General features: G+C 72.3%; 14 protein-coding genes and 1 pseudogene. 7 read left to right on the top strand and 8 right to left on the bottom strand.

The window, feature by feature from the left end:
* Positions 1-5: 5 nt before the first annotated feature.
* The gene (locus tag QMK24_RS04100) at positions 6-452 is read right to left on the bottom strand and encodes an ATP-binding protein (protein WP_283463868.1); all 447 of its coding nucleotides are present in this window, start codon (positions 450-452) and stop codon (positions 6-8) included.
* 186 nt (positions 453-638) lie between these two features.
* Here QMK24_RS04100 and QMK24_RS04095 point away from each other — a divergent pair, with 186 nt between their 5' ends.
* Positions 639-3,758, top strand: coding sequence for an alpha-mannosidase (locus QMK24_RS04095; protein ID WP_283463701.1), 3,120 nt, complete (start codon positions 639-641; stop codon positions 3,756-3,758).
* A 19-nt stretch (positions 3,759-3,777) separates the two neighbouring features.
* On the opposite strand, the pseudogene QMK24_RS04090 reads toward QMK24_RS04095, so the two are convergent.
* Together QMK24_RS04090 and QMK24_RS04085 are read right to left on the bottom strand one after the other, a co-directional pair.
* Positions 3,778-4,925, bottom strand: a pseudogene (locus QMK24_RS04090) (thiamine pyrophosphate-dependent enzyme); the annotation flags it as partial.
* Positions 4,926-5,148: 223 nt separating this feature from the next.
* Positions 5,149-6,582 carry a protein phosphatase 2C domain-containing protein gene (locus QMK24_RS04085; RefSeq protein WP_283463700.1) on the bottom strand — a complete coding sequence of 478 codons (1,434 nt, stop codon included), beginning with the start codon at positions 6,580-6,582 and terminating at the stop codon, positions 5,149-5,151.
* Positions 6,583-6,823: 241 nt separating this feature from the next.
* Here QMK24_RS04085 and QMK24_RS04080 point away from each other — a divergent pair, with 241 nt between their 5' ends.
* The 3 genes from QMK24_RS04080 (at position 6,824) to QMK24_RS04070 (ending at position 8,967) form a co-directional block, all read left to right on the top strand.
* Positions 6,824-7,807: a helix-turn-helix domain-containing protein gene (locus QMK24_RS04080; RefSeq protein WP_283463699.1), complete on the top strand. Its 984-nt coding sequence runs from the start codon at positions 6,824-6,826 to the stop codon at positions 7,805-7,807.
* A 108-nt stretch (positions 7,808-7,915) separates the two neighbouring features.
* Positions 7,916-8,398, top strand: a complete 483-nt coding sequence (locus tag QMK24_RS04075) for a DUF456 domain-containing protein (RefSeq protein WP_283463698.1) — start codon at positions 7,916-7,918, stop codon at positions 8,396-8,398.
* 155 nt (positions 8,399-8,553) lie between these two features.
* The gene (locus QMK24_RS04070; protein WP_283463697.1) at positions 8,554-8,967 is read left to right on the top strand and encodes a PPOX class F420-dependent oxidoreductase; all 414 of its coding nucleotides are present in this window, start codon (positions 8,554-8,556) and stop codon (positions 8,965-8,967) included.
* Here the strand turns inward: QMK24_RS04070 and QMK24_RS04065 are convergent.
* Positions 8,950-9,447, bottom strand: coding sequence for a methylated-DNA--[protein]-cysteine S-methyltransferase (locus tag QMK24_RS04065; RefSeq protein WP_283463696.1), 498 nt, complete (start codon positions 9,445-9,447; stop codon positions 8,950-8,952). The two genes, QMK24_RS04070 and QMK24_RS04065, sit on opposite strands and share 18 nt — an antisense overlap.
* Positions 9,447-10,922: a bifunctional transcriptional activator/DNA repair enzyme AdaA gene (locus QMK24_RS04060; RefSeq protein WP_283463695.1), complete on the bottom strand. Its 1,476-nt coding sequence runs from the start codon at positions 10,920-10,922 to the stop codon at positions 9,447-9,449. Before QMK24_RS04060 ends, QMK24_RS04065 begins: the two co-directional genes overlap by 1 nt.
* Before the next feature lie 145 nt (positions 10,923-11,067).
* Between QMK24_RS04060 and QMK24_RS04055 the strand changes: the two genes are divergently transcribed.
* Both QMK24_RS04055 and QMK24_RS04050 read left to right on the top strand, forming a co-directional pair.
* Positions 11,068-12,090, top strand: a complete 1,023-nt coding sequence (locus QMK24_RS04055) for a LacI family DNA-binding transcriptional regulator (protein WP_283463694.1) — start codon at positions 11,068-11,070, stop codon at positions 12,088-12,090.
* A 143-nt stretch (positions 12,091-12,233) separates the two neighbouring features.
* Positions 12,234-12,362, top strand: coding sequence for a hypothetical protein (locus tag QMK24_RS04050; RefSeq protein ID WP_283463693.1), 129 nt, complete (start codon positions 12,234-12,236; stop codon positions 12,360-12,362).
* A 67-nt stretch (positions 12,363-12,429) separates the two neighbouring features.
* Here QMK24_RS04050 and rsgA read toward each other — a convergent pair whose 3' ends face one another.
* Entirely contained in the window at positions 12,430-13,527 is a 1,098-nt protein-coding gene (gene rsgA / locus QMK24_RS04045; protein WP_502962566.1) for a ribosome small subunit-dependent GTPase A, read from the bottom strand.
* Positions 13,528-13,900: 373 nt separating this feature from the next.
* Here rsgA and QMK24_RS04040 point away from each other — a divergent pair, with 373 nt between their 5' ends.
* Positions 13,901-14,302: a VOC family protein gene (locus QMK24_RS04040; protein WP_283463692.1), complete on the top strand. Its 402-nt coding sequence runs from the start codon at positions 13,901-13,903 to the stop codon at positions 14,300-14,302.
* On the opposite strand, the gene QMK24_RS04035 is transcribed toward QMK24_RS04040, so the two are convergent.
* Entirely contained in the window at positions 14,292-15,011 is a 720-nt protein-coding gene (locus QMK24_RS04035) for a helix-turn-helix transcriptional regulator (protein ID WP_283463691.1), read from the bottom strand. The two genes, QMK24_RS04040 and QMK24_RS04035, sit on opposite strands and share 11 nt — an antisense overlap.
* Before the next feature lie 90 nt (positions 15,012-15,101).
* Positions 15,102-16,166: a YihY/virulence factor BrkB family protein gene (locus QMK24_RS04030; protein WP_502962567.1), complete on the bottom strand. Its 1,065-nt coding sequence runs from the start codon at positions 16,164-16,166 to the stop codon at positions 15,102-15,104.
* Between the last annotated feature and the right edge of the window lie 168 nt (positions 16,167-16,334).

The following is a 16,334-nucleotide window of genomic DNA, read 5'->3' as shown; positions in this document are numbered from 1 at the left end:
GGACGTCACGCGGTGTCGACGTCCAGTTCGAACCAGACGACCTTGCCGGCCCCCATCGAGCGCACGCCCCACGAATCGGCGAGCGCCTGGACGAGCAGCAGCCCGCGGCCCGACGTGGCGTTCTCCCCCCCCGGGGCGCGCAGCCGGGGGTGCCTGGTGGCGTGGTCGTGCACCTCGATCCGCAGCCGGTGAACCGGGCCCCCGGTCAGCGTCGCGGTGAGTACGGCTCCGCTGTCGGTGTGCTGGAGTGCGTTGGTGACGAGTTCGCTGGCCAGGAGCTCGGCGATGTCGGCCAGACCGGGCACGCCCCAGTGGCGCAGCTGCTCGCGCAGCAGCCTGCGCGACTCGGCTATGGCCGAGAAGTCCGCATGGCGTAATGAGTGCCGTAACTCCCGCACCTCAACAGTGTCCCCACTTCTGTGGCCACTCTTCCTTGTTGGCTGACGCTCCATCGCTCCGCTCCGGCCGCCGCCGTCATCCCCGTCGAACACCTTGTCGGGATGCATGCCCACCGGACGGCCTTCCAGTCATCGGTGCAGTCATGGGTGCCGGGTTTCGCGAGGTCAGTTGCGGAAGCGGCTGAACGGGGAATCCATCGGATGAGCCGATTCCACCCCCGAACCCCCGCGGGAGCCTGAATGCACGACGACCGGCAGTTGGTCGAGGGACGTCTGGACCGGGCGGTCGCCCAGTTCATCCGGCCTGCCCAGTACGCCGCACGGGTCCCGCTGTCCCTGTCCGTCTGGCACGTCCCCGGCGAACCGGTACCGGTGGAACAGGCGCTGAAGGGCGGCTACGAACCCTTCGCGCCCGGCACCGACTGGGGCACCCCCTGGTCGACCAGCTGGTTCCGGCTGGAGGGCACGGTGCCGCAGAGCTGGGTAGGGCAGCGCGTCGAGGCGGTCATCGACCCCGGGTTCAGCGGCGACGGGCCTGGCTTCCAGGCCGAGGGGCTGGTCTACGACGCCGGAGGCGTGCCCATCAAGGGCATCCATCCCGCCAACCGTCATGTCCCGGTGACCGGATTCGCGCTCGGTGGCGAGCCGGTGCATCTGCTGCTGGAGGCGGCCGCCAACCCGGCCGTACTCCATGACTTCTCCCCCACCCTGCTCGGCGACGTACTGACCGCGGGCGATCGGCCGCTGTACCGCTTCGCCTCCGCCGATCTGGCGGTCCTCGACGAGCAGGTCTGGCATCTGCTGCTGGACATCGAGGTGCTGTCCGAGCTGATGGGTGAGCTGGCCCCGCACGAACCGCGCCGGCACGAGATCCTGCGCGCGCTGGAGACCATGCTGGACACCCTGGATCTGCACCAGGTGCACGGCACCGCGCCCGCCGCCCGCGCCGAGCTGGTCGAGGTGCTGTCCCGCCCCGCGCACGCCAGTGCCCACCGGATCTCCGCCACCGGGCACGCCCACATCGACTCGGCGTGGCTCTGGCCGCTGCGCGAGACGGTCCGCAAGGCCTCCCGTACCTTCGCGAACGTCACCGCGCTCGCCCAGGATTACCCCGAGCTGGTCTTCGCCTGCTCGCAGGCCCAGCAGTACGCCTGGGTCAAGGAACACCAGCCGCACATCTGGCGGCGCATCCAGCGGGCCGTACGCGACGGCTCCTGGGCGCCGGTCGGGTCGATGTGGGTCGAGTCGGACGCCAATATGCCCGGCGGCGAGGCGCTGGCGCGGCAGCTCGTGCACGGCAAGCGGTTCTTCCTCGACGAGCTGGGGGTGGAGACCGAGGAGGTGTGGCTGCCGGACTCGTTCGGCTACACGGCCGCCTTCCCGCAGCTGGCGGAACTCGCCGGGGTCCGCTGGTTCCTCACCCAGAAGCTGTCGTGGAACCAGACCAACAAAATGCCGCACCACACGTTCTGGTGGGAGGGCATCGACGGGACCCGGGTCTTCACCCACTTCCCACCGGTCGACACCTACAACTCGCGGTTCGCCGGGCACGAACTCTCCCGCGCGGTAAGGAACTTCGCCGAGAAGGGCCGCGCCACCCGCTCCCTGGTGCCGTTCGGCTGGGGTGACGGCGGTGGCGGCCCGACCCGCGAGATGATGGAGAAGGCCCGCCGGCTGCGGTCGCTGGAGGGTTCGCCGCGCGTCGAGATCGAGAAGCCGGCCGCCTTCTTCGCGGCGGCGGAACGGGAGTACGCGCGCGAGGCGCCGGTCTGGTCCGGCGAGATGTACCTGGAGCTGCACCGGGCGACGTACACCACCCAGGCCAAGACCAAGCAGGGCAACCGGCGCAGTGAACACCTGTTGCGGGAGGCCGAGTTGTGGGCCACCGCCGCCGCGCTGCACAACCCGTCGTACGGCTATCCGTACGACGGCCTGGACCGGATCTGGAAGACGGTGCTGCTGCACCAGTTCCACGACATCCTGCCGGGCAGCTCGATCGCCTGGGTGCACCGCGAGGCCCGTGACACCTACGAGCGGGTGCGCGCCGAGCTGTCGGAGATCACCGCCTCTGCCGTACGGGCGCTGGGCGGCGGCGGTGCCGCCGTCCTCAACGCCTCCCCGTACGGGCGGGACGAGGTGGTCGAACTCGACGCCGCCGCACTGCCGGACGGCGCCGCCGCCCAGCCCCTGCCGGGTGGGCGGGCGGCCGTCGCCGTCCGGGTGCCCGCGCTCGGCTCCGCGACCGTGGCGGAGGCCGGCCCGGAACCCGCCCCGGTGTCCGTCACCGTCCGCGACGGCTCGCACATCCTCGACAACGGCCTGCTGCGGGTGGTCGTCGACCCGGACGGGTTGCTGGCCTCCGTCACCGACCTGACGGCGGGCCCGGCGGGGCGTGAGGTCCTGCCGCCCGGCACCCGGGGGAATCTGCTGCAGCTGCACCCCGACCACCCCAACAAGTGGGACGCCTGGGACATCGACCGGCACTACCGGCGCCGGCGCACCGACCTGACCGCCGCCGAATCGGTCGGGGCGACCGCCTCGGGACCGCTGCTCGCGGTCGTGCGCACCGTCCGGGCGTTCGGCGCTTCCCGGGTGCGGCAGGACATCCGGCTGCGCGCGGGCAGCAAGCGGCTCGACTTCGTCACGGAGGTGGACTGGCACGAGTCCGAGAAGGTGCTCAAGGCCGCCTTCCCCGTCGATGTGCACGCCGACCGCAGCGCGTCCGAGATCCAGTTCGGGCATGTCTTCCGCCCGACCCACACCAACACCAGCTGGGACGCGGCCCGTTTCGAGATCTGCGCGCACCGCTGGGTGCGCGTCGCCGAGCCCGGCTACGGCGTCGCGGTGCTCAACGACTCGACGTACGGCCACGATGTGAACCGCACCGTCCACTCCGGACGCGCGGCCACCACCGTCCGGCTCACCCTGCTGCGCGCCCCGCACAGCCCGGACCCGGAGACCGACCAGGGCACCCACCGCTTCACCTACGCGCTGCTGCCGGGCGCCGGGACCGGTGACGCGGTCGCCGAGGGGCTCGCGCTGAATCTGCCGCTGCTGATCGCCGAGGCGCCGGCCTCTCCGTCACTGGTGTCGGCGGATCATCCCGGGATCACGGTCGAGGCGGTGAAGCTCGCCGACGACCGCTCGGGCGATGTGATGGTGCGGCTGTACGAGTCGCGGGGCGGCCGAGCCGCCGGCACCCTCTCGACGGGGTTCCCTGTCGCGGACGCCCAGGTGACGGACCTGCTGGAACGCCCGCTGCGGGCGGCGGAGCGGACGGCCGGCGGGGGCGTCGCGCTGGAGCTGCGGCCGTTCCAGATCCTGACGCTGCGGCTGCGGCCGGGGCCGGGGCGTCCTTAGGACGGCGGTGCGCCGCTCCTCACCGCCGCGGTACGTTCCGCAGGTTCGAGCGCGCATCTGCAGCATCTTGCCGACGCCCCCGTCGAGCACGGTCTTGCTCATCGAGAGCGCGAAGCCGCCGATCTGCTCACCTGTGATCTTCGGCGGGATGGACAGCGCGTTCGGATCGGTGACCACGTCCACCAGCGCAGGACCCTTGTGCCGGAACGCGCCGCGCAGCGCGTCCCGCAGCTCCTTCGGCTTCTCCACCCGGACCCCGTAGGCCCCGCACGCCCGCGCGACCGCCGCGAAGTCCGGGTTGTGGTTCGTCGTGCCGGAGGCGGGCAGGCCCGCCACCAGCATCTCCAACTCGACCATGCCGAGCGAGGAGTTGTTGAACAGGACGATCTTGACCGGCAGGTCGTGCTGCACCAGGGTCAGGAAGTCGCCCATGAGCATCGAGAAACCGCCGTCGCCCGACATCGAGACGACCTGCCGGCGGCGGTCCAGGAACTGCGCGCCGATCGCCTGCGGCATCGCGTTCGCCATCGACCCATGGGTGAACGAGCCGATCACCCGGCGCTTGCCGTTCGGGGTCAGATAGCGCGCCGCCCAGACATTGCACATGCCGGTGTCGACGGTGAAGATCGCGTCGTCTGCGGCCTCCTCGTCCAGGACCGACGCCACGTACTCGGGATGGACCGGGACGTGCTTCTCGACCTTGCGGGTGTACGCCTTCACGATGCCCTCGAGGGCGTCGCTGTGCTTCTTCAGCATCCGGTCGAGGAACGTGCGCTGCGACCTGGCCCGCACCTTGGGCGTCAGGGAGCGCAGCGTCTCGCGTACGTCGCCCCACACGGCCAGATCCAGCTTGGAGCGGCGGCCGAGGTGCTCCGGGCGGACGTCCACCTGCACGATCTTCACGTCGTCGGGCAGGAAGGCGTTGTACGGGAAGTCCGTGCCGAGCAGGATCAGCAGATCGCACTCGTGCATCGCCTCGTACGCGGCGCCGTAGCCGAGCAGGCCGCTCATGCCCACGTCGTACGGGTTGTCGAACTGGATCCACTCCTTGCCGCGCAGGGCGTGGCCCACCGGCGCCTTCACACGCTCGGCGAAGGCCATCACCTCGTCGTGAGCGCCGGCCGTGCCGCTGCCGCAGAACAGCGTGACCTTGTCGGCGTCGTCCACCGGTGCGCCGGATCGCGTCGACGATCGGATTCAGGCTGTCGCCGACCACGCCGTACATGCGCTCCACCCCGGCACGCACCAGGACATCGACGAACTGCTCGGCCACGGTCTGCTTCGCCATCGGGCGCCAATCGCTCGTCGCGGGACTTGACTCCATCTCCGCATGACGCGCACGGGTCCGCCACCCGGACCCCCGGGCGGGCTGAATTCAGCCCGCCCGGCCCTAGGCGTCCCAGACGCCGACAGCCGTGCGGTCGTCGGCGTAGCCCTTGACGCGGGTCTGCGACTCGGCCAGGAACGCGGTGAGGCCCGGCGGCTCGCCGCTCCCCCACCGGTGGGCCAGCCGCGCGGCGAGCGCCGGCTCGCCGCGGAGCGGTTCCGCGAAGCCGGCGCTGCACAGCAGCAGCGCGTCGCCGGGGTGCGCGACCGAGGCGCGGAAGCGGAACCGTTCCTCTGGCTCGGACGGCTTCCGCAGCGGGTCCAGGTCCTGCCAGCTTCCGTCGCGGATCCGGAACAGACCGCCGTCCCCGACCCCGAAGAACAGCCGGATGCGGCAGGACGGGTCGACCGGCAGCAGCAGGCACCGCAAGGAGGCCGTGTATTCGCCCTCCTCCAGCCCGAGATCCTCGCCCCGGGCCCGCAGCCGCCCGTAGCAGCGGTCGGTGAGCCGGTGCAGCCCCGATTTGAGCGAGCCCCGGCGGGCGGAGCGGATGTCCTCCGACAGCCGCAGTTGGCTCCGGCCGACCGCGCCCGCGATCCACCGGCAGGCGTCCTGCGCCGCCCGGTGCGCGTCATCGGCCGCCCGCGCCCCGCTGGCGACCGCCAGCAGCAGCAGGCCGTCGTCCCCCGCCCCGAAGCGCGCCGTCAGCAGCGCGTCACGGCGGGGCTGGCCCCGGTACCGGGCGGAGTCCCCGCGCACGGACACGGTCCGCAGCGTCAGGACGCCGTAGTGCGCCCCGTCCAGCACGGTGTCGGGTACGAGGTTGTCGAGTTCGTCCGGGTGCGTCACGGGCCAGGCCGTCGGCTCCGCCGCGTACGTCGGAGGCCCGTCGCCCACGAACGGTGCCGCCTCTTCGACGAGCGGCTCCGCCGCGGCCCACCCCGGCGGCAGATCCGGCGCGGGGCCGGGGTCCGGATCGCTCCAGGTCACCGGTCCTTCGCCGAACGAGGTCGCGTCCCGTGTCCCGCGCCACTCCGGTTCCCGCGGTTGCTCCGGCTCCTGCGGCTGCCGCGGCTGCTCCGGTTCCTGCCGCTGGGGCGGCTGCTGCGGCTGGTACGTCTGGTGCGGTCCCCATGCCTCCCCGGCCGCGGGGATCACTCCGCCGCGCGGTGGCAGCTCCTCGGGCGACCGCTGCGGGGACGGGACGACGGGCGGGGCGGCGGGCGGTTCGGCTTGCGGGGCCGTGGGCGGTGCGGTCCGGCGGAGGCGGAGGGTGTCCGGCGGGCCGGGATCGTCGAGGGCTGACGGATCGTCCCGAACGGGTGGCTCGTCCTGAACGGGTGGTTCTTCCGGGGTGCTCACGGCTGACAGGGCCGAGGCGTAGTGGTCGTCGACGGTGTCGGCCGACTCTTGGGGAACGCCCGGTTCCGGGCTCCCGTACAACTCGCGCCACCACTCGTCCTCTTGACGAGGGTGCGTCTCCCCCTGCTGGCTCATGCCCTTATTGTCCACCGCGAAGGGCCTTCGGAAACGGCGGATGCGTGACCGAACCCCGGCCCGTCGGCCGGCCCTCCCCCCACGGTGGGGTCGGCCGACGGCGCCTCAGCGAAACGACCCAAGTGGTGTCAAGTCACTCCCGCAGTGCCGCCACACTGGCAGAACAGGCGGGTGAGCAGCGAAGATGTCCGCGGCGGGAACCCGCCGTGGCTCATTTCCGCCATCTTGGGGAGGGGGCGCCGTGCTCGGTGCCATAGGACTCGACGACGTACAGGAGTCGGCTTACCGCGCGTTGATCGCTCTGGGCGCCGCCGAAATATCCGATCTGGCGCACCGCCTCAGCACGTCCGAGGACGACGCCGCACGCACCTTGCGTCGGCTGGAGGGCCGTGGACTCGTCGCCCAGTCCTCGGCCCGGCCCGGCCGCTGGGTGGCCGCTCCCCCGGGCGTGGCCCTGGCCGCGCTCCTCACCCAGCAGCGGTACGAACTCGAACAGGCGGAGCTGGCGGCCGCCGTGCTCGCCTCGGAGTTCCGGGCCGAGGCCACCGAGCCCGCCGTCCACGACCTGGTGGAAGTGGTGACCGGCGCGAACGCCGTAGCCCAGCGCTTCCTACAACTGCAACTCGGTGCGGAGAAGGAGGTCTGCGCCCTGGTCACCGGCCACCCGGTCGTCGTGAGCGGCATGGACAACAGCGCCGAGGAGCAGGCCGCGGAACGCGGCGTCGCCTACCGCGTGGTGATCGAACGTGAGATCCTCACCAGCCCGAACGGCATCACGGAACTGTCCGCCGCGATGAGCCGCGACGAACAGATACGGGTGATCGACCGGGTTCCGACGAAACTGGTCCTCGCCGACGGCACGCTCGCCATGGTTCCGCTGACCCGCCGTGCGGGACAGCCCGCCGCGCTGGTGGTGCACGCCAGCGGCCTGCTCGAGTCCCTGATGGGCCTCTTCGAGGGCGTATGGCGCCAGGCCATGCCGCTGCGGCTGAAGGGCGTCGTGATCGACGAGCAGCCTCTGCACGAACCCGACGGCCTGGACCTGCAGATCCTGTCGCTGCTGCTCGCCGGACTCACCGATGCCAGCGTCGCGAAACAGCTCGACCTCGGGCTGCGCACCGTGCAGCGCAGGGTCAAACACCTCATGGAGATGGCCGGGGTCACCACCCGGCTCCAGCTCGGCTGGCACACCTACGAACGCGACTGGGTCGCCCGCCACGGCTGACCGGCCCACCTCGGCCGGACTCCGGCCACCCGATGGCCGCCCACCGGCCACCGGCCACCCGGACGATATCCGGGGGCGGCCACCGCGGCTTTCCGGCAGGGTGAGCGCATGGGGACCCCACAGCTGTTGCTGATCGGCGCCGTGATGCTGCTCGGCCTGCTCGGCGTGCTGGTGCCCGGCGTACCGGGGTCGCTGCTGTGCTGGAGCGCGGTGCTGTGGTGGGCCACCAATCTGCACACCACGCTCACCTGGGCGGTCCTGGCCACCGCCACCGGACTGCTCGCCCTCAACCAGGTGATCCAATGGCTGCTCCCCGCCCGCCGCATCCGCGACTCGGGACTCAGCTGGCGCAATCTGTTCGCCGCCGGTTCCGCCGCCATCGCCGGTTTCGTCGTCCTCCCGGTGATCGGCGCCCCCATCGGCTTCGTCACCTACATCTACGCCGTGGAACGCGTCCGCCTCGGCACGCACGGCGCCGCCTGGACCGCCACCCGCACCGCGATGCGCGCCATCGGCCGCTCCGTCCTCGCCGAGCTGTTCTCCTGCCTGCTCGTGGCCGGCGCCTGGCTCGGCGCCGTGCTCTTCGCCTGAACGCGGCCTGACGCGGCTCGACCGGCCCGGCCCGTCCCGACGCGCCGCCGGAGCCCGTGCCGCCACAGACCGCGGCACCGCTGCGACCAGCGGCCGGACAGGTCCTAGGCCCAGCGCCCGATGCCAGGGGGGACGGCGGGTGTGAGGCTGGCTGTATGGCGACTTTCAGTGCGGGCGAGCGGGCGTATTTGGACGGGCAGAAGCTGGGCCGGCTGGCGACGGTCGACGGAAAGGGCCAGCCGCAGGCGAATCCGGTGGGGTTCGTGGTACGCGAGGACGGTGCGATCGATATCGGCGGGTATGCGATGGGGACCACGAAGAAGTGGCGGAACATCGCGGGGAATCCGCTGGTCTCGCTGATCGTCGATGACATCGTCAGCCATCAGCCGTGGATGGTGCGCGGGATCGAGATCCGGGGTGAGGCGGAGCAGGTGACCGGGGCCCACGATCTGGGGGCGCATCTCAGTCCTGAGGTGATCCGGATCCGGCCCCGCCGGATCATCAGCTGGGGGATCGAGGGCGGGGAGTCCGGGATGCGCGGGCGCACGGTGTCAGAGGACGCCCTCTAGGGCGAGCAGAGTGCGCTTGCGGTCAAGGCCGCCGGAGTAGCCGGTGAGGCTGCCGTCGGCGCCGATCACGCGGTGGCAGGGGCGGAGGACGAGCAGCGGGTTCCCGCCGACCGCGCCGCCGATGGCGCGCACCGCGCCGGGGGATCCGGCGGCTGCCGCGAGGTCGCGATAGGTGACGGTCGCGCCGTAGGGGACGGCGTCGAGGGCGTTCCAGACCCTGCGGCGGAAGTCGGTGCCGGTGGGGGCGAGGGGGAGGTCGAACTCCCGGCGGTCGCCCGCGAAGTACTCCTTGAGCTGGCGTTCGGCCTCAGTGAAGGCGGTCGGCTCGTGGCGCCAGCCAGGCAGGATCGTGGCGCCGCCGCGCTGGCCGGGGACGGAGAGCGAGGTGAGGGCGGTGCCGTCGCTGGTGAGGAGGAGCTCGCCGAGGGGGCTGTCGAAGGTGGTGTACAGGGTCACGGGAGTGGTCACGGGGCTGGTCATCAGGTCGTCAACTCCAGTCGGGGGCGGGCGCGGTGGCCCGCGGCCCAGAGGTGGTGGAGGGCGTAGCTGCGCCAGGGGCGCCACGCGTCACTGAGCGGTGGTTCGTTGGGCAGGGCGACGTCGGGGTCGCCGAGGGCGCGGAGCCGGATGTAACCGGCCGTCCACGGGTCGATGCCGGACAAGGTGAGGAGTACGCGGCCCGCTTCGTCCCGGTCGGCGCCGGGGTCGAGCCGCAGGGTTCCGTCGGCCAGCGCGGCGGTCAGCGGACGCAGGGCGGGATCACCGATACGGGCGGGTTCGGGGAAGAGGTGGGTGAGCCCGCCGTCGGCGACGGGGAGCGGCTCGCCGTACGCCGTGACGAGCGCCCCGGCGGCGGCCGGGCCGCCGAGTACGGCGCGGACCGCCAGCTCGTCGGGATCGGCCGCGCCCGGTGAGCGGAGCCCGGGGCGGGCGGCGACCAGCGGGCCGAGGAGGGGATCGCCGCGCAGCGAGTCCGCGATGGCGTACGGGTCGGCGTCCAGGTCGAACAGCCGGCGCACCCGCTGTACGGCGGTCGTCAGGTCCCGCAGGTCGGCGAGGCGGAGCCGGCAGTCGAGCCAGCCGGATCGGCCTCGCTCGTCGACCTCGGCCACGCCGGGGCCGTGCGGCAGCCGCAGGGTCCGCCGGTAGGTGCGCCGGCCGGGCTGACCGGTGATCTCCTCGATCCCGGGCACCAGGTCCGCGCGCAGGAAGTCGAAGACTCCTGCCGCGTCGTACGGGCCCCGGTAGGCGAGCCGCAGGGGCACGCCGGAACCCGGGGCCGAACCGGGCGCCAGGCCGCCGGGCTCCGCCGCACGGGCGGCGGCACTGCCGGCCTTGGTGGCACTGCCTTCCTTGGTGGCGTTGCCGGTCTTGGTGGCACTGCCGGTCTTGGTGGCGCGCGCGGCGGCGCGCAGTTCGCTCGGGGTGCGGGCGTAGACCTCGCGAATCGTGTCGTTGAACTGGCGGACGCTGGCGAAACCGGCCGCGAACGCCGTGTCGGTCACGGACAGCGTGGTGGTCTGCAGCAGGACCCGTGCGGCCAGGGCGCGCTGAGCGCGGGCCAGCGCCACGGGCCCTGCGCCGACTTCGGCGGTGAGCTGCCGGTGGACCTGGCGGGAGCTGTAGCCGAGCCGGTCGGCGAGGCCCGCGACGCCCTCGCGGTCGACCACGCCGTCGCCGATCAGCCGCATGGCGCGGCCGACGACGTCGGCACGGATGTTCCACTCCGGGGAGCCGGGGACGGCATCGGGGCGGCAGCGCCGGCAGGCGCGGAAGCCGCCGCTCTGGGCGGCGGCGGCCGTGGGATAGTAGCGCACGTTCCGCTGTTTAGGCGTCACGGCTGGGCAGCTGGGGCGGCAGTAGATGCCTGTCGTCGCGACGGCGAAGAAGAAGACGCCGTCGAAACGGGCATCGCGGCCGCGTACCGCCGCATATCCGGTCTCTTCGTCAATCATGTTCTCCAGTCTGCGGCATCGGGCGGGAATCGACTGGCGGAAATCAGACATGGCGATCAGCGGGGCGGCGCAGCTTGTGAGAGCGCTCTCACAGCGTCTTGCCAGGAGATACCCTGTCCGCATCCAGCTCGCAGAGGAGCGTTCAGTGTCCGAGCAGACCTTCCCGTCCCGCCCCACCCTGGAGGCCGTCGCCGAGCGGGCCGGGGTGTCGCGGGCCACCGCGTCGCGCGTGGTCAACGGCGGGGCGGGGGTGCGCGCGCCGCTGGCCGACCGGGTGCGGCAGGCGGTCGACGAACTCGGCTACGTACCGAACCAGGCGGCCAGGACCCTGGTCACCCGCCGCAACGACGCGGTGGCCGTGGTGGTCGCCGAGCCGGAGACCCGGTTCTTCTCCGACCCGTTCTTCGCCCAGCAGGTGCGCGGCATCAGCAAGGAACTGACCGCGCACGACAACCAGCTGGTGCTGCTGCTGGTCGAGGGCACGGCCGACTACGACCGGGTCGGCCGTTACCTCGCGGGTGGCCATGTCGACGGCGCGCTGATCTTCTCCCTGCACGCCCACGACCCGCTGCCCGAACTCGCCCGCAAGGCGGGCGTTCCCACGGTCTTCGGCGGACGTCCCGGCTGGGCGGAGACCGAGCGGGACCGCAGCGCGCTGTACGTGGACTGCGACAACCGCGGCGGGGCGCGTACGGCCGTACGCCTGCTGACGAGCCTCGGGCGCCGCCGTATCGCGCACATCAGCGGACCGCTCGACCAGACCGCGTCCGTCGACCGGCTGGACGGATTCCGCGACGTTCTGCCGGACTGCGACCCGATGCTGATCGCCGAAGGCGACTTCACACCGGACGGCGGCGAGCGCGCGATGGCCCGGCTGCTGGACCGCTGCCCGGACCTCGACGCGGTCTTCGCCGCCTCCGACCTGATGGCGTCGGGGGCGCTGCGCGTGCTGCGGCAGCGCGGGCTGCGCGTGCCCGACGATGTCGCGGTGGTCGGCTTCGACGACATGGTCCAGGTCGCGCAGTGGACCGATCCCCCGCTGACGACGGTCCGGCTGATGGCCCGGCTGCTGCTGAGCGGCCTCGACCCGAGGCGGGACGTTCCCGGCGCCCTGCCGCTGTCCTCGGTGATCACCCCCACCCACCTGGTCAGGCGGCGCTCCGCCTGACGCCGTGACAGCCGGCCGCCCCGGGCGCCAAGGTCCGGGGGGTCCGGGACGGTTGGGAACGGAAGGCAACGGGAAGGTCACGGACTGACAGCGATTGTGAAGGTGCGGTGATGGTGCGCACCCCCGCCAACAGGAGGACGCTCATGGTCTACACGATCATCCTCGGCATTGTGATTGTGGCCCTCGGCATCGCGAGCGTCGTGGCCACCTTCTGGAGCGAGGGAAGTCCGATCGCGGTCCGGCGCCGTCACCGTCACAACGGCGCCGGCTGAACCCACCGGCGCGGCCGCCTCGTTGGCGGCCTCGCCGGAGGGTCCGGCCCCGGACGCGGGGGCCGCCTCAGGCCTCCCTGCGGTGGCCGCCACCGCGCTTCGCCTCGTACATCGCCCGCCCCGCCGCCGACTTCATCTTCCAGTCACGGCGCATCTCGGCGCGGAGCCGCTGGTCGGTGCGGGAGGCGATCCACGCGTTCTCCCGCAGCAGCTTGCGGTAGCTCTCCAGCCGGCGGTGCGGCAGCGAGCCGTCCTCCAGGGCGGCGAGCACCGCGCAGCCGGGCTCCGCGACATGCGAGCAGTCGTGGAACCGGCAGTCGGCGGAGAGCGCATCGATCTCCGAGAAGGCCTGCGAGAGACCGGACTCGGCGTCCCACAGCCCGACACCCCGCAGCCCGGGGGTGTCGATGAGCACCCCGCCGGACGGCAGCGGCAGCAGGTCACGCGTGGTGGTGGTGTGCCGGCCCTTGCCGTCGGCGTCACGGATGGCCTGCACCTCCTGCACCTCCCGGCCCAACAGGGCGTTGGTCAGCGTGGACTTGCCCGCGCCGGACTGGCCGAGCAGCACCGAGGTGGTGCCCGCCAGCACCGCCCCGAGCACATCGATGCCTTCCCCGGTCGTGGCGCTCACCACCAGCACCTGGACGCCGGGAGCAGCGCTCTCGGCGTCGGCGAGCAGATGGGTCGTGTCGCCCGCCAGATCCGCCTTGGTGAGGACGACGAGCGGCTGCGCGCCGCTCTCCCAGGCCAGCGACAGGAACCGCTCCAGGCGGCCCAGGTCGAGTTCGGCGGCGAGCGACACCGCGATCACGGCGTGATCGATGTTGGCCGCCAGCACCTGGCCCTCGGACCGGGTGGACGAGGTCGAGCGGACGAAGGCGGTACGGCGTGGCAGCACCGCGCGGACGGCGGGACCGGTCGCGGCGACCGGGTCGACGGCCACCCAGTCGCCGGTGCAGGCCATCTTCATGGGGTCGGAGGAATGGACCGGGGTGGTGTCCGCGCGCAGCGTGCCATCAGGGGTGACGACGTCGCACAGCCCGCGGTCGACCCGCACGATCCGGCCGGGCAACAGGCCCTGCGCGGCGTACGGGGTGAATTCGGTGTCGAGAATGGAGTCCCAGCCGTACGAGGTGAGCGGGTGGGAAGCAGATCCGTTGATCAACGGAATGCCCTTCGAAAGGGCGGTCCCGGAGCTGAGGGTTCGGAAGAGGTCAGCCGGCGACCGCGGAGGTGAGGAGGACGTGCATCGGAATGCGGGCAGAGCCCTGCGCAATGACAGTCATCGAAAAACACCTCCACGTATGTGTGCGGGCCGCGGTCTTCCACCGCTGCGCTCCTGAGGAAGTTACGACACGGCTCAGATCGCTGTCCACCCCTTTTTGCGCGGCCCGCCGACCTCTCCTGATGTCCGGTTCCGATGCCGGTTCCGATGCCGGTTCCGATGCCAGTGCCGATGCCAGTGCCGATGCCAGTGCCGGTTCCGATGTCCGATTCGTTCAAGACTCCGGAGTCCGGGCCCGCCTAACGTGAGCCGTATGACTCCTCGTTTCTCGTTCATCGGTCTGGTCGCCTCCGACATGGCCGCGTCGCTCGCCTTCTACCGCCGGCTCGGTCTGGACATCCCGGCGGAGGCCGACGCCCAGCCGCACGTCGAGGCCGCCCTTCCCGGCGGCCCGCTCCTCGTATGGGACACCGAGGAGGTCATCCGCTCCTTCACCCCGGGATGGCAGCCCCCGCAGGGCTCCGGGCGGGTCGGACTGGCCTTCGCCTGTGACGGCCCCGCCGAGGTGGACAAGGTCTACGCCGGCCTCGTGGACGCCGGGTACACGGGACACCTCGCGCCGTTCGACGCCTTCTGGGGGCAGCGTTACGCCACCGTCCTGGACGCCGACGGCAACCACGTCGACCTGCTGGCGGTGCTGCCCGCTAGCGAATGAGCTCGCCCAGCGGCACCCCGGCCAGCGCCTTCACCTCGCGCGCGAGGTGAGCCTGGTCGGCGTAGCCCGCGACCACCGCGACCTCGGCGAACGGGGTGCCGCGCCGGGCCAGTTCCAGTGCCCGCTGCAGCCGCAGTACCCGCGCCAGCATCTTCGGGCCGTAGCCGAACGCCGCCAGGCAGCGCCGGTGCAGCTGCCGTTCGCCCAGCCCGGCGGCTTTCGCGACGGATGCCACGCTCCCGCCGGAGGCCAGCCGCGCCGCCGTCGCGGCCGGCAGCGGATCCGCGGTCCCGGCCTCGCGGCCCTGCCCGTACCCGTACCCGTACCCGAGCCCGTTCCCGGCCACCGCCTCCTCCAGCGCGGTCCCCGGGTCTGCGGCGTCATCGATCCGCTCCGCGATCCGCCGCGCGGTGCCGCCCGGCCACAGCGCGTCCAGCGGGACGCGCAGGTCCCGCAGTTCGTACGCCGGGACGCCCAGCACCCCCGGCCCCGTGCCGGGCGCGAACCGCAGTCCGGCGAAGCGCGCGCCGGCGGGAGTCTCCGCGACATGGGCGCGGGTGTCGGGACCGGTGACGATCAGTTGCCCGTCCGACCAGATCACGTCCATGCACCCGTCGGGCAGCACCCGGTAGGGGCCGCCGTCCCCGGCCCCGACGGTCCTGGTCCAGAGCACCGCGCCCGCGACCCGCGACGACCTCTCCCGGTACACACCCCCATTGTGCCCCGCGGGGCCCGGGTTCCGGCGCCCGGCGACCGGACTCCAGGTCCCGGACTCCAGGTCGCGGACTCGGGTCCCGGTTCAGTCGCGGCGGCGGAGGCGGGAGCGGACGTCCGCCGGGGGGAGGAAGCCCGCCCAGCGCTCGGGGAATTCGGCGGGAGGGTCGTCGGGGCCGGGGTCGCCGTCATCGTCGTCGCGGCCGTCCTCGGCGGCGTGCTCCGCACGTCGTTTGGCGGCGTCGGCGACCACCCGGACGGCCACGGCCTCGAGGGCGCGGGCGTTCTCCTCACGGGCGGCGGCGGTCGCGAGGGACGGCCAAATGCGGTCCACGGCCGCGTTGACGGCTGCGCCGACCAGGACCGCGAAGGCGGAGATGCCGATCCACAGCAGCACCGCGACGGGCGCGGCCAGCGACCCGTAGATCGTCGGGCCCTCGACGGTGTGCGTCAGGTAGATCCGCAGGAGGAAGCTGCCCAGGACCCACATCATCAGGGCGATGAGCGCCCCCGGCACGTCCTCGTACCAGGGCGACCGCACCGGCACGGACACGTGATAGAGCGTGGTGAGGAAGGCGATCGACACCAGCAGGACGACCGGCCAGTAGAGGATGTGGATCGTGCCCTGGCTGCGCGGCAGCAGCGAGACGAACGCGTCGGGCCCGGCCACCATGAGGGGCAGCACGACCGCGCCCACGATGAGCGCGACGATGTACAGCACAAGGGCGAGCAGCCGGGTCCTGACGATCCCGCGGTGCCCTTCCAGGCCGTACATGATCGTGATGGTGTCGACGAAGACATTGAGGGCGCGGGAACCCGACCAGAGCGCGATCACGAAGCCGAGCGAGATGAGATCGGGCCGCCGCCCGTGGAAGACGCTGTCGACCAGCGGCCGCACCAGCTGGTTCACGCCCTTGTCCGACAGGACGGTCGCAGACGCGGTGAGGATGTTCTCGCGGAGGTGGGCGATGGTGTCGGTGCGGATGACCGAGTCCACGTAGCCGAGCGCGCCGACGAGACCGAGCAGCAGCGGCGGCAGGGACAGCAGGACGAAGAAGGCGGCCTCCGCGGCGAGTCCGGTGACCCGGTACTCGATGGAGGAGTTGACGGTGTCCTTCAGCAGCAGCCAGCCGACCCTGCGCTTCGACACATTCCGGTACAGGACCCGAGCTCTGCCCCAGCGGCCGGGGGACCGCTCTCTTCTTCCATCCGCTGCGTGCACCCGCCTACGGTAGCCGCCCCGGGCAGAGCCGGTCCCACTCCCTTCGGGCCACCGGTCCGCGACCCGCGGCGGCGGGGCGGCTCCTTCCGCCCGGTG

The organism is Streptomyces sp. PH10-H1 (assembly GCF_030063355.1).
In the GTDB taxonomy this organism is placed as follows: domain Bacteria; phylum Actinomycetota; class Actinomycetes; order Streptomycetales; family Streptomycetaceae; genus Actinacidiphila.
This window is presented reverse-complemented; position numbering and strand designations above follow the sequence as displayed.